Below are 12,874 nucleotides of genomic sequence, written 5' to 3' on the forward strand. Positions count from 1 at the left end.
CAGCGCATACCCGCCAATCGGCGGTTTTTTTTTGGAGTGTTTTTATGGCATCAAGATCTTTAGGTACGCTGACTCTTGATGTGATAGCGCAAGTTGGTGGTTTTGTAGCTGGCATGGACAAGGCCGAACGCAGCTCTGAGAAGTGGCGTAAGCAAGTTGAAAAAAATGCTAAGGCAGTGGGTACGGCAATCGGTGCAGGAGTTGCTGCCGGTGTAACTGCTCTCGCTGCCATCACCGTGTCAGCAATTAACTCAGCGTCAGAAATTACGAACTTGGCTTCGGTAGCCAACGTCAGTACTTCAGATTTTCAAAAGTTGGCGGCTGGCGCAAAGACGGTAGGGATAGAGCAGGATAAACTTTCCGACATCCTGAAGGACGTAAACGATAAGGTTGGTGATTTTCTAAATACTGGCGGCGGCGAAATGGCCGACTTTTTTGAGCAGATTGCTCCGAAAGTTGGCGTGACCGCGGAGCAGTTCAGGAACTTAAGCGGCAGCCAGGCTCTTGGACTTTATGTGTCCAGCCTCGAAAAAGCCAAGGTAAGTCAATCTGACATGACCTTCTACCTTGAAGCAATTGCAAACGATGCAACTCTGCTGTTGCCGTTGCTCAGGAATAACTCGGAAGGATTCAAGCGATTTGGTGATGCAGCCGAAGCTGCGGGCGCGATCATGGATGACAAGACCATCCGGGCCGCGCAAGAGCTGAAAGCTGCAACGTGGCTCGTCGATCAGTCTGTCAGTGGCCTTTCTAACCAGATCACTAGCGCGATGCTCCCTACGCTCGCCAATTTTGCTACGAGGCTGAGCGATACAACCATCAACGGTGTTCTAGCGAAGCGAGTTTCCGACGATCTCGCGGCCAGCTTGCGCGCTTTGGGTAAGTTTGCTGTCGGCACTGTGGCTGGTATTCATCTGCTCGGCATCGGCCTGAAGTCTCTGTCTGATGTAGATGATGCGATGGTTGGCGGCGATGAGGCAAAGTGGTGGGACCGCTACCTACCGCCGGTGCGCATTTACAATGCTTTCAAGAATATCGATGCCATGGGCAAGAGCATTGGAGATGCCAAGGCGAAGATGGGCGACCTTGCCACCGGCTATGGCGACCTGATGGCCTCCTTCGATGAAAAACCTAGCAGTGGCAATACCAACCAGGTGAAGGAACTGGCCGACTTACTTGCGGAGATGCGCAAGGGCGGCACTGGAAGCTTCACAGCTATCACGAAAGACCAGCAGGCTGCCGCAAAGGCGGCAGAAGCTGCGAGCAAAAAACTGCAAGGTCAGTTTGATGCGGCTGAGGAAGGCTACAAACGCGAGATAGCGCTCATCAACACCGAGGTGGATAAGCGCAAAGACGCAACGGAAGTCGCGAAGCTGCAGTTTGAAGTGGAGTCCGGCAAGCTCAAGGGCATCACATCGCTGCAGCAGGTCAAGCTAAAGGGCCTGGCCGAGGAATTGGACAAGCTCAAGCAGCTCAAGATCGCGAACGAGGAGAATGCCAAGGCCGCGTCGTATGCCTCGACTCTGGCCGCTGCCAACGCGACGGCTCAGTCTGGCCTGAACATGGAGTTCGTCGGTGCCGGCATGGGCAGCAAAACCCGGGAGCGGCTTCAGGGTATCTTGGAGATTCGCCAGGAGTTCGACCAGAAGTACGCCGACCTGCAGGCCCAACGCAACTCGGGCGACATCAGCGAAAGCTTGTTCAAGCGGGAAGCGGAATTGCTGCAATCCTCGCTGGAAGAGCGCTTGTCGATGCAGGTCGACTACTACAGCAAGCAGGACGAGTTGCAGACCACCTGGCTGGACGGGGCCAAGGATGCCTGGCAGGACTATGCCGATCATGCGCGCGACCTGTCGTCCCAAATGTACGATGTCACCAGTAATGCCCTGGGCAGCCTGGAGGATGAACTGGTTGGGTTCGTCAAGACAGGCGAATTCAACTTCAGCGATTTCGCAGAAGGCATTGCCGATGACCTGTTACACATGCTGGTGAAGGTCGGTCTGCAAATGGCGGTGAACGCTGCCATCGGCGATGCGGCGGCCGCTTCGTCGGCAGCCTTGGCTGCGGCAACCGGCACTGCTATGGCTGCCGCCTACGCTCCGGCAGCTGCGATGGCTTCCCTTGCATCGTTCGGTGCCAACGCAGCGCCTGCTGCAGCGGCGATCACGACCACCACCGGCTTGGCGAGCAGCTTGGCCCTGGTTGGTATGGCGCACGACGGTATCGACAGCGTGCCGCGTGAAGGCACCTGGCTGCTCCAGAAGGGGGAACGCGTTACGACTGCCGGCACGAGCGCCAAGCTTGATAAAACCCTCGACGATATCCAGTCATCCAGCGGTGTCCAGGGCGGTGGCAGCTCAATGCCGCCTATCCAACAGCACATCGTGGTGCAGGGCACCGCTGACGAGGCCACGCTGGCGCGCATCCAGGAGGCGGCACGCCAAGGCGCCCAACTCGGCTACCAGATGGTCATCAAAGACTTCCGCAGTAACGGTCCTGCGCGGCAGCAGCTGCGCAAGGGCTGATGTGCAGCCAGGAGAATATGAATGGCACAAAGTGAGAGGAAAACCGACCCTGCGGATGCGCTGCTGATGGCGCACATCAGGGAAGCGGCGCGCCAGGGTGCGCAGCTCGGCTATCAACTGGTCCTCAAGGACTTGCGCAAAGGCCCCGCGCAGTAACCACTGAACGGGTATGGCCGATCACCAGGAGGACCTACATGGCAATCGCATGGCCGGAAGGCCTATGCCCGAGTGAAATGACCTGGGGCGTCGTCTACAACAACCGGGCGTTCACCTCGACTTTGTCGAATGCCCAGCAGATCGTGGGTTACCCGGGGGCTTACTGGCAGTGCCAGCTGACGTTCTCGGCGCTGTCCCGGGAGGAGGAGCGGATTCTGACGGCGTTCATCGGCCGCCTGCAGGGAATGTTCAACACGTTCAACCTGCCGGCGTTCACCCGCACTCGTACCGACTCGATTGGCGCGCCTGTGGTGGTCACGGCCGTCGCTCAGGCCTCCGCGATGCGTCTGGGCGGCGTGACGCCGAACAAGAAGGTCTTCTCCATGGGCGACTACATCACCATCGGCGGGGTCATGTTCGAAGTCGTCGATGATGCCATCTCGGACGGCTTCGGCCAGGTCGTGATCAGCGTCAACAAGCCGATCCGCAAGACCATCGCCGCCGGTACCGCAGTCGAGTACAAGGCGCCGTATGCGGAGATGCGCCGGACCAGCGACTCGCACTCGCTGACCCTGCGGCCTCTGGTGGCCAACGGCGCGCTCGAGTTCAGGGAGGCCTTCTGATGGCTGGTTCATTCCCTTTCAGTCAGCGCGTGGTCGACATCATTGGGCAGGGGCGCTTCATGGCGGTCTATGCCTGCCAGCTGGATTTCCCTGACGGCATGGTGTTCGCCCATACCGGCACCGGTGACCTGGTGCTGGACGGCATCACGTATCAAGGGGTGGGCACGTTTGGCGAAGTTGGCCAGGCCCAGGAAAGCAGCAGCTCCGGCTCGCCAATGAGTGTGGAGCTGACCCTCAACGGCCTCGACGCCTCGATCATCAGCGAGACCAGCCTGAAGGGATGCCGCGGGCGAAACGCCAAGCTGCTGTTCGTGGTGATCAACCAGGCCGGGGAGTATGCGGCCGACATTCTGTTCAGCGGGCGCATGGACGCGGCCCAGTTCGCCTACAGCGGTAACGGCAGCGACGGCAATGCCATACGGGTGCCAATCATCGATCGCATGGCCGAGTGGAGCAGGCTCGCCACCGAGCGCTGGACCGACGAGAACCACCGCGCCCGCCACCAGGATGACCGCTTCTTCTTTGCCGTCGCCCAGATGGCCGACTGGCCCATCTACTGGGGGGCCAGCAAGGACGCACCTTCCTTCAGCTACGAGTAGACCATGCGCAATCGAGACTGGACCACACAACTTGCCCAAACGATCAAGGCCGCCACTGAGCGGCCTTTTTCATGGGGCGAATTTGACTGCTGCCTGTTTGCGGCTGACTGCGCGCTGGCTGTCTGCGGAATCGACCCGGCCGCGCAGTACCGGGGCCGTTACACCACGGAAACCGGCGCAAAGCGCCTGCTGAAGAAGATCCACGGCTCGCTCGATGGTGCCTGGGATGCGTGCTTTCAGCGCGTCAATCCGGCGTTCATCCAGCGTGGCGACGTGGCGATGTACGACGGCGAGAACGGGCGCGGTGTGGCGGTGTTCTGGGCCGGCGAGTTCTGGTCGGTAACCGAGGATGGGGTAGGGCGGATTGCCTGCGAGCCCCTGGTTGTCTGGAGAGTTGAATGAGCAAGGCAGTCAGGAAGGTCGCGCTGGTTGCTGCCGGCGCAGCGCTGGGCTTTGTTACCGGCGGGATCGGCTTCGCCCTCATCGGCGGGGCCGTGGGCCTGTTTGTTGGTTCCCAGCAGGATGCCGCGCTCAAGAGCGGCGGCTACAGCAGCGAGCCGTCGGCACAGACCGTGCGCTCGTCAAAAGCGCCGGCTCGGTTCATTCTCGGCAGGGCCAGCACCGGTGGCGTGCTGGTCTGGGCCCAGGAGCAATCCGGCGAACAGACCGATGGCGAATGGCTGCACCTGGTCTATGTCCTCAGCGAGGGCGCGATCGCCGGCCTGGATGGGATCTACCTGGGCGAGGAAGAGATTGCCACATACGGTGAATACGCCTCCTACGAACTGCTGGTAGACCCGTCCCAGGTCAATGCCTTCTTGAAGGCGAACTGCCGCGACTGGCGCGACACCCAGATCGGGCGCGGCCTGTCGTTCGTTCGGCTGTCGCTCAAGCACAACGCTGAGAAATTCCCTTCTGGCATCCCTGATGTGCGCTTTGTTGTGCGCGGTCGCAATGACCTGTACGACCCACGCACGGGCATGACGGGCTACAGCGACAACACCGCTCTGCATATGCTCTGGTTCCTGCGTGCGCGCTGTAGGGTGCCTGATGACGAGATCGTCTTCGAGACCTTTGCCAGCGCTGCGAACGTCTGCGACGAGGCCGTGGCCAACGCCGACGGCACATCAGGCATTCGCTACCGCACCGGCTGCGTCATCGGCGCCGATGAGCAACGGACACAGGTAATCCAGAAGCTGGAAGAGTCCTGCGCCGGCCAGCTGATCCGCATTGGCGGCAAGTGGATGATGCAGGCCGGGGCCTACTATGGGCCCTACGACTTCGAAATCACCGAAGACATGATTGTCGGTACGGTTTCGGGCACCACCGAAGTCAACAACGACTCGGCCATCAACATCGTCACCGGCACGTTCATCGATCCCTCGCAGACCTGGGCAGAGACCGACTTCCCTGAGGTCCGCATTCAACAGTGGGTCGATGAGGACGGCGGCGAGGCTGCTGAATCCATGTCGCTCGGGTATGTGACCGATGCCTATCAGGCGCAGCGCTTGGCCAATATCAAGCTGCGCCGGGCACGCGCCGGCGGCTCGCTCCAGCTGCCAATGAACTTTGCTGGCTACAACTGCCGTCCTGGTCGGGTCGTGCGCGTCAACCTGCCATCCTTGAATATGGTCGGTGAGTTCATCGTCACCGACTGGAACATGGCCGCCGACGATGGTTGCACGGTGACCGTTTCGCAATACGAGCCTGCTATCTTCGACGATGCGGTTGGTCAGCCGTACAACCCGATCGGCTTCATCAATCTGCCGGCTGGCGGTCTGGGTAGTCCTACCGGTCTGGTCTGGACGCCAGATGGAACCGCAGAAGTTACCCAGGGTGTGTTGAGCTGGGTGCAGCCGGCTGGCGTGGTCACGGCCTATGCCGTAACAGTGCGCCAAGGCGGGACAGCAGTGCAGGCTCAGCAGGTGCCGGCAACCACCCTGCAGCTTCCGCTTTCTGGCCTGCCATCGGGCAGTTACACGATGAGTGTCGCCGCCCTCGGCCCACTGACTCGCTCAGGCGAGGCCAGCATCAACGTCAGCATCGACGGGCCGCCCATCCCTGAATCGTGCGTAGTCCAGGCCACCATCGACACCATCACGCTGATCCCGGGCAACACGCTGCACGGCCTGAATGGGGGCATCTACGAGTTCTTCTTCTCGACCAACCCGCAGGCCACGCGGGGCGAGCTTTTGGGGCAAGGGCTGACATTCACCCACACAGGTCTTGCGTTCGCCACGAATTACGCCTACTTCGTGCGCTCGAAGAATGCCTATGGTGTGAGTGCCTTCTTGAAGGTGGTGGCTTCTACGTCGTCCGACATGACCAACATGCTTGGCGCGCTGAAGGACAAGATCGAAGCAGGACAGCTGGCACCCGTACTGCGCCAGGAGATTTCGCTGATCTCCGGTCCTCCGACTCAGGCTGGCTCGGTTGCCCAGAAGGTTGCGGCTGAGGCGGCTGCACGCGCCCAGGCGGTTACAGGGGAGGCGACGGCTCGAAACCAAGCTATTGCCGCCGAAACCCAGGCGCGCACCAAGGCCATCGGTGACGAAGCCGCTGCCAGAGCGCAAGGCTTGCTGTCCGAAGCCCAGGCGCGTGGGGCGGCGATCACCAGTGAGGCGCAGGCCCGCCAGTCAGCAGACGAGTCGCTGAGCCAGAAGATCGACACCGTCACGGCTTCGGCAGGCAACAACGCGGCTGCGATCCAGGCGGAGGCCACCACCCGGGCCAATGCCGATTCGGCGCTGGGTCAGCGCATTGATACCGTGGCGGCCGGCACCGCCTCGAACGCCGCGGCGATCAGCAATGAGACCACGGCGCGAACCACTGCCGATGCGGCTATGGCTTCGCAGATTGCCAGCCTGCGCGCCGAGTCGGGCGGGTACGATCCGGCACTGAACTACGGTTTCGCTTCGACAGTCGAGGGCTGGAGTGGCACGCGCTGTACGCTGGCTGTCGAGAACGGCAGGCTGATCGTGACCAATGACGGTACCGGGGCGGCATACCTCAATTCTCCGGTGGTTTCGCTCAAAGGTCGTGATCATGACCGCATCCGTTGTCGCATCACGCGGCGTGCAGGTTCGGGCTGGAATGGCCAGGTCAGCTACGTCACCGCCAACCATGCTTCGTCTTCGTCGTACCGCAAGCTGATCGCCGACCCGGGGTTGGCGGTCGGGCAGACCATGGTCCTCGAGTGGGACATGTCGCAGTTGACCAACGGTGGCAGCGACTGGTCGGACAGCACGATCACCAGGTTCTACCTGTGGCTCAGCTCGGCGGCCGGTGATGTGTTCGAGATCGACTGGATTGCGGTCGGCCAGATCGCGCCGTCGGCATCGGTGGCCTCGGTCGTGGACGAGCGTAATGCGCGGATCAGTGGTGATGAGGCGAACGCCTCGGCCGTCACCGCCTTGGGCAGCAGCCTGACCACCACCAACCAGAACGTCACCGCTGCCCAGCAGGCCGCACAGGACGCGGCCACGCTGGCGGGCGGAAAAGGCAAGGTGCTGGTGCAAGCGACGGCGCCGGCTGTGGCTGACCGCCTGGCGCAGAACCTGTGGATCGACACCACAGGCGCAGCCAACACCCCGAAACGATGGAACGGTTCGGCCTGGGTGGCGGTGACCGACAAGGTGGCCACCGACGCGGCCGCGGCTGCCCAGTCGGCGTTGACACAGCTGGCTTCCAAAGCGGATGCGTCAGCGCTGCAGACCCTGCAGTCGACAGTCACCGGGCAGGGCAACACGATCACCAGCCAAGGCAACTCGTTGACCCAGTTGAAGGCGTCGCTGAGCCAGCAGCCGGACAATCTGGTGTTGCGGGGCACGTTTGAAGATGGCCTGGTCGACCCATGGACGGGTAACCCGGGGATTGCCGGACTGACGGCGCATCCGTCCGCCGGCAAGGCGATCGCGTTCTATGCCAACAGCTTCTGCGGCCCGGGGCGGTTCATTGTCTCGGGTGGTGAGCAGTTCGACCTGTCGGCGGATGTTTATCGCGCCTACATGACGACAGGGCAAACCGGCAACTTCCAGCTGCAGTTCTTCGACAAGGCCGACACCAGCTTGGGTTACTTCAACGCCTTCACCTTCTCGGCGGGCGGGGGCTTTCAGACGTTCTCCGGGCGACTGACTGCCCCAGCGGCGGCAGTGTCGGCGCGCTTTGTTACGCGGATACAGCCGGCAGATGGCGCCGGGCGATCACTGTGGTGCAACATCGTGGGGCGGCGGGTAACCGCTGCGGATGCGGCCAACGGCGAAGCGATCAGCACTCTGGGCACTACGGTTTCCCAGCAAGGCACGGCGCTCACCAGCCAAGGGCAATCGCTGCTGAGCCTGACCAACCGCATGACCGATGCCGAGGGCGTGAACAGTGCCCAGGCAACGGCCATAAGCCAGATGGACGCCACGGTGAAGCAGCAGGGCACCGCGATCACCGCGCAGGCCAGCCGCCTGGATGGACTGTATGTCCAGGTGAACCCGGAAATGGAGGGCGACAGCACTGGCCTAGCTGGCGCTACGGGTGGCTTGGTGGGTGTCTGGACCGAACAGTCGGCGCGGATCGAGGATGGGATCGCCTCGGGCAAGCGTATCGACACCGTTCAGTCTCAAATCGGCGGTGTAGAAGGTTCGGTGCAAGCTGTCAGTGCTTCAGTGCAGATGGTCAGTGATACGGTGGCCGGCGTGGATGGCCGGGTGTCAGCGATCTCGTCATGGAAGACCGAAACGAACGCCAGTGGCAAGAGGGTGGCCACCGGCATCATCCAGGGAAGTGATGGGTCTGTTGGCGAGATTCTGCTGTCGGCCGACCGCGTGGCGATCATCAATGGCTTGAACGGGCCTGAGGCAAGCCTGTTTGTATTCCAGGATGGCCAGCTGTTCCTGAACTCGGCGCTGATCAATCAGGCTTTCATCCAGAACCTGATTGTCGGCATGACGCTCCGGTCCCAAGCGGTTAACGCTCAGGGTCTGCCGCTGATCGAGATCAACCTGGCTTCAGGATCGTTCACTGTGCGCGGGCAGGATGCCAACGGCTCGACGCTGCTCAACAACGGCGGTCTGTACGTCTACGACGCCAATGGCATCGAGCGGACAGCAGTGGGGAGACTTACCTGATGGCTGATTTGTATGGGCTTCGGACGCGGGATGCGGCCGGAGCCATCACCCTAGGCACCACCATTACCCCGATCCGCTCGTTGAAAATGATGCAGGTTGCGGGTAATGGGGCGTTTGACCAATACGTTGCGATCCCAGAGATTCAGGCGGAATCGTTCGTGGTTGTGGACGCTCTTTTCGATGGCGGGGAGTACGGCACCTACAGTCCGCAGGCGTGGTATTCAACCGGTCAGCTTCAGCTTCGCCAGCCTCGAAACCTTACATGGCAGGTGATGATCCTGTCCCGGGGTGGAGAGCCATTCGCGGCGCCGGGCAGTTACGGCATCCGTGCCAGCAATAACAACATCCGGACCCAGATCGATGCGGTGAACAAACTGTTGAGCGTCAGATACAACGGGGCGCTCAACCTTGGCGAGCAGGGGCCAGGCTCAGGCAATTTCATCCAGTGGGGAGATGTTACATTTCCTGCGCCCATCACTACGTATGAGCGGCCGCTGATTTTCTTCAACGCCGCCGACTACATGATGATCGGCAACTTCTATATCAGGGGGTCTCCGGGTAACTGGACTGGGTTCCGTATCCAGTCCTTCCCGTCCAAGTCTGCACACGGTGACGCAGCTCTTTACCCGATGGCCATCAAGTGGTTTTGCGCGAGTTATATGGCGCCGAGCACGCAAGCCGGAGAGTACGGTGCATCGGTGAAGGATGCCGCTGGTAACCGATTGTTTGTCACTACGGCCAATCTCTCGCTGCTCAACAGTCAGCCGTCGACCAATTCATTCGTGACTGCTGGCAATCCCATTTCTGGAGCTGGCTACTACGCGGCACCCGCGCAAATGGCATGGACGGGTAGCTATGAGGACTACATTTTGGGCAATGCCCTCTTCTCGAACACCAATATCGGACAGACCGCCCAGCCGATTCGCGCCAATTTCGGAGGGTTTCTGCCGGGGAGACGGGACGTTCTGCAGATGTACTGCGAGAACAACGATGGGGTGAACCCGGTTAGCGTAAATGGGCGAACGCTGTTTGCCTCCAGGCCAATGAAGCCGTTTTAAGGAATCACCATGACCAAACAGGTAATCAACCTCGGCTCGTCGCCCAACGGCGCCGGCGGAGATGACCGTCGAAGCGCCTGGCTGAAGGCGATTGCGAACTTCGATGAGATTTACGCAGCGCTCGGGGGTAACGCTCTTCCTGCAGCGCTTCCGATTGCAAAAGGCGGGACCGGCGGCACTACTGCGGCCGCTGCCAAGGCCGCCTTGGGCATCGGTGATATCGGCGTCGGGCAGACCTGGAAAGCAGTGTCGCGCTCTTTGAGCACCACCTACACCAACACCACCGGAAAACCCATTCAGGTCTCTGTTTTTGGCGGGCCAGCGAATGGTGGTGGCGTTGGCTATCAGGTTGCGGTTGATGGTGCGGTGGCAGGAATCGGAAGTTATTCGTACGCATCAGGACAATACATTGCGTCTCAGACCATTATTGTGCCCCCGGGTGCAACTTATAACGTTTCGGTTCTGAACGGCACCGCCCCCGTTCTTTACTGGCGAGAACTCTCAACCTGAGGATCCGGGCATGAGCCATAAATATTTAGTCAATGATCTTACTGGCCAGGTCTTTGCTTTCGAGGAAGACGGCAGTCAAGACGATTTTATCCCGGCAGGCCTGCGCGCCATGAGCCCGCAGGAGATCAGCCGCCACCTAAACCCGGAGCCGGCTTATTGGACGAATGGTGTCGACCTGATCCTGTCCTCAGGCGTTGTCCCGGGGTGGCGTTTCGCAACCTCCGTTGAGGTTGATGCGCTGCGCCCGGCCATGCAGCTGCGCGAGGTGACGCAGCAGGCAGCAGCGCTGCGCCAAACGGCTGATTACGCCATCGCGCCGCTACAGGATGCGGTGGACCTGGAAGAAGCCACCGGCGAGGAAGTCGAAATGCTCAAGGCCTGGAAGCGCTATCGAGTAGCCCTCAGCCGATTGCCAGAGCATGCCGGCTGGCCAACTGAAATCGACTGGCCGGCGCCACCTGCCTAACTCGCAGCAACACCCAAACCCAACCGCCGCCTGGCGGTATTTTTTTGCCTGGAGAAAACTTATGCCATACGTCGCCATCAACCTCAGCAACGCCTACGACGCTGAGAACAACACTCGCTTCGCCACCCCGGAGGAAGCGGACGCCCGCGCTCGCGCGATCCTGAACCAGTTCCCCTCCGCGCAGGTGTTCACTGCCCAGGTGCTGAAGGAGTACAGCGCCAAGGTCTCGATCACCGCAAAGGAGCCGGCGGAGCCCGTGGCCGAGCCGTCGCCTGAAGAGCCCGCCGCTTAATCCCCTGCAATCACTCCAAGCCCGCCCAGTGCGGGCTTTTTTTGTCTGGAGAAAACCCAATGCGTACATCGCAACGCGGCTTGAGCCTCATCAAGTCGTTCGAGGGGCTGCGCCTGCAGGCCTATCAGGATTCAGTCGGGGTCTGGACCATCGGCTATGGCACCACCCGGGGCGTGAAGGTCGGCATGAAGGTCAGCAAGGAGCAGGCCGAGCGCATGCTGTTGAACGACGTGCAGCGCTTCGAGCCCGAGGTGGAGCGCCTGGTCACTGCGCCGCTTAACCAAAACCAGTGGGACGCCCTGGTGTGCTTCACCTACAACCTCGGGGCGGCCAATCTCGAATCATCCACGCTCCGCCGACTGCTCAACACCGGCAACTACGCAGCCGCTGCCGAGCAGTTCCCTCGCTGGAACAAGGCTGGCGGGCAGGTTCTGGCTGGCCTGGTGCGCCGGCGTGCCGCTGAGCGGGATTTGTTTCTGGAGTCGGTGTGAACGGCTGGGTATGTGCGGGTGCTCTGGCCATTCTGCTGGCCACGCATTGGACGGCCTACGAGCACGGACGGTCAGTGGAGCTTGCCAAGGCAGGCAAGGTGTCAGCACAGCGAGACAGTGGCGATCGCCTGGCCGAGGTTATCGGCGAACGATCGGCGCGCCAGGAAGAACACCGGAGCGCAGACGCGCAGCAAGAGGCGAGGGTAAAAGGGTATGAAGAAAGAACGATTGCTGATGCTGGCGCTGCTGACGCCGATGCTTCTGGCCAGCGGCTGCGCAGTGACGCCACTCAGTTCGCCGCCGCCGTCAGTTGCCCCAGCACGGATACCGCCGCTATCGCCCGAGGCCAGGCAGCCACCCGCGCCGCCATGGTGCTCTCCGACCTGCTCGCACGGTCTGATAAACGAACGGGAGAACTGGCGACAGCGCTTGACCGAGCCAGGATTGCCGGCCAGCAGTGCGAGCGCGAGTACGACGCCCTGACGCCACCGGCTCAGGTCAGTCGGTAAACCAGTGGGTGATGTCGATCCCATGGTTGCAGCGCAGGCGGTTGCCGATTTGAACCAGGCGCACGTGTGTGCCGTTGGCCCGCAGCGCCTCGGCGGCCACCTGCATGTTCAGCCCCTGGTTGATATCGACCAGCTTGGTGATGTTGGCCTGTGCCTGGGCGAGCTTGAGCCTAAGGTCGTCGTTCTCGGCCATCAGGAGGTGGGATTGCTGCTCGAGCATTTCGACCTGGGTCGGCATGCCGTGCTCGAAGCCGGTTGTGTCGATGTTCATGGTGCACCTGCGCTAATGCTGTATGTGTATACAGTATCTGCGCAGGAGCTGCAGGCCAAGCCCAGGGCGACGAGATGGTGCAAAAGGGGGGGCTTAATGTGAGTCGGCAGAACGCCGGGGGAGGGGGTAAAACAGGACGAAAATCGGTTCCAAAACTGAATCTGCGACCCTTGTAGAATGCGGCTTTCAGGCTCGTGAGTCTCGATTTGTTTTGGAACTGATTTTCTAGCCAAGGCCGCATGACGCGGCCTTTCTTC

Annotated in this window: 13 protein-coding genes; 12 read left to right on the plus strand and 1 reads right to left on the minus strand. The window is 61.1% G+C overall.

Features of this window, described 5'->3' with window-relative positions:
• Positions 1-44 precede the first annotated feature (44 nt).
• From ACNFBR_RS07275 to ACNFBR_RS07330, 12 genes are all read left to right on the plus strand, one after another.
• A complete protein-coding gene (locus tag ACNFBR_RS07275; protein WP_416734271.1) occupies positions 45-2,525 on the plus strand; it encodes a phage tail tape measure protein in 2,481 nt (826 codons plus the stop codon).
• Positions 2,526-2,546: 21 nt separating this feature from the next.
• Positions 2,547-2,681, plus strand: coding sequence for a hypothetical protein (locus ACNFBR_RS07280; RefSeq protein ID WP_416734272.1), 135 nt, complete (start codon positions 2,547-2,549; stop codon positions 2,679-2,681).
• A 38-nt stretch (positions 2,682-2,719) separates the two neighbouring features.
• Positions 2,720-3,304, plus strand: a complete 585-nt coding sequence (locus ACNFBR_RS07285; protein WP_416734273.1) for a hypothetical protein — start codon at positions 2,720-2,722, stop codon at positions 3,302-3,304.
• On the plus strand, positions 3,304-3,903 hold the full coding sequence (locus tag ACNFBR_RS07290; protein ID WP_416734274.1) for a hypothetical protein: 600 nt from the start codon (positions 3,304-3,306) through the stop codon (positions 3,901-3,903). Before ACNFBR_RS07285 ends, ACNFBR_RS07290 begins: the two co-directional genes overlap by 1 nt.
• Before the next feature lie 3 nt (positions 3,904-3,906).
• Entirely contained in the window at positions 3,907-4,305 is a 399-nt protein-coding gene (locus tag ACNFBR_RS07295) for a DUF6950 family protein (RefSeq protein WP_416734275.1), read from the plus strand.
• Positions 4,302-9,020: a phage tail tip fiber protein gene (locus tag ACNFBR_RS07300; RefSeq protein WP_416734276.1), complete on the plus strand. Its 4,719-nt coding sequence runs from the start codon at positions 4,302-4,304 to the stop codon at positions 9,018-9,020. Before ACNFBR_RS07295 ends, ACNFBR_RS07300 begins: the two co-directional genes overlap by 4 nt.
• The gene (locus ACNFBR_RS07305; RefSeq protein ID WP_416734277.1) at positions 9,020-10,078 is read left to right on the plus strand and encodes a hypothetical protein; all 1,059 of its coding nucleotides are present in this window, start codon (positions 9,020-9,022) and stop codon (positions 10,076-10,078) included. The genes ACNFBR_RS07300 and ACNFBR_RS07305 overlap by 1 nt, the downstream gene beginning before the upstream one ends.
• Positions 10,079-10,087: 9 nt before the next feature.
• Positions 10,088-10,588 (plus strand): hypothetical protein, encoded by a 501-nt coding sequence (locus ACNFBR_RS07310; RefSeq protein WP_416734278.1) that lies wholly within the window; start codon positions 10,088-10,090, stop codon positions 10,586-10,588.
• A 10-nt stretch (positions 10,589-10,598) separates the two neighbouring features.
• Positions 10,599-11,054: a tail fiber assembly protein gene (locus tag ACNFBR_RS07315; protein ID WP_416734279.1), complete on the plus strand. Its 456-nt coding sequence runs from the start codon at positions 10,599-10,601 to the stop codon at positions 11,052-11,054.
• A 61-nt stretch (positions 11,055-11,115) separates the two neighbouring features.
• Positions 11,116-11,346 (plus strand): hypothetical protein, encoded by a 231-nt coding sequence (locus ACNFBR_RS07320; RefSeq protein ID WP_416734280.1) that lies wholly within the window; start codon positions 11,116-11,118, stop codon positions 11,344-11,346.
• Between the two features lie 59 nt (positions 11,347-11,405).
• On the plus strand, positions 11,406-11,837 hold the full coding sequence (locus ACNFBR_RS07325) for a lysozyme (protein ID WP_416734281.1): 432 nt from the start codon (positions 11,406-11,408) through the stop codon (positions 11,835-11,837).
• Positions 11,834-12,346, plus strand: a complete 513-nt coding sequence (locus ACNFBR_RS07330) for a DUF2514 domain-containing protein (RefSeq protein ID WP_416734282.1) — start codon at positions 11,834-11,836, stop codon at positions 12,344-12,346. The genes ACNFBR_RS07325 and ACNFBR_RS07330 overlap by 4 nt, the downstream gene beginning before the upstream one ends.
• Here ACNFBR_RS07330 and ACNFBR_RS07335 read toward each other — a convergent pair.
• Positions 12,336-12,617 (minus strand): hypothetical protein, encoded by a 282-nt coding sequence (locus tag ACNFBR_RS07335; RefSeq protein ID WP_416734283.1) that lies wholly within the window; start codon positions 12,615-12,617, stop codon positions 12,336-12,338. The two genes, ACNFBR_RS07330 and ACNFBR_RS07335, sit on opposite strands and share 11 nt — an antisense overlap.
• Positions 12,618-12,874: the final 257 nt, after the last annotated feature.

This window comes from Pseudomonas sp. NY11955 (assembly GCF_048068035.1).
Taxonomy (GTDB): Bacteria; Pseudomonadota; Gammaproteobacteria; order Pseudomonadales; family Pseudomonadaceae; genus Aquipseudomonas.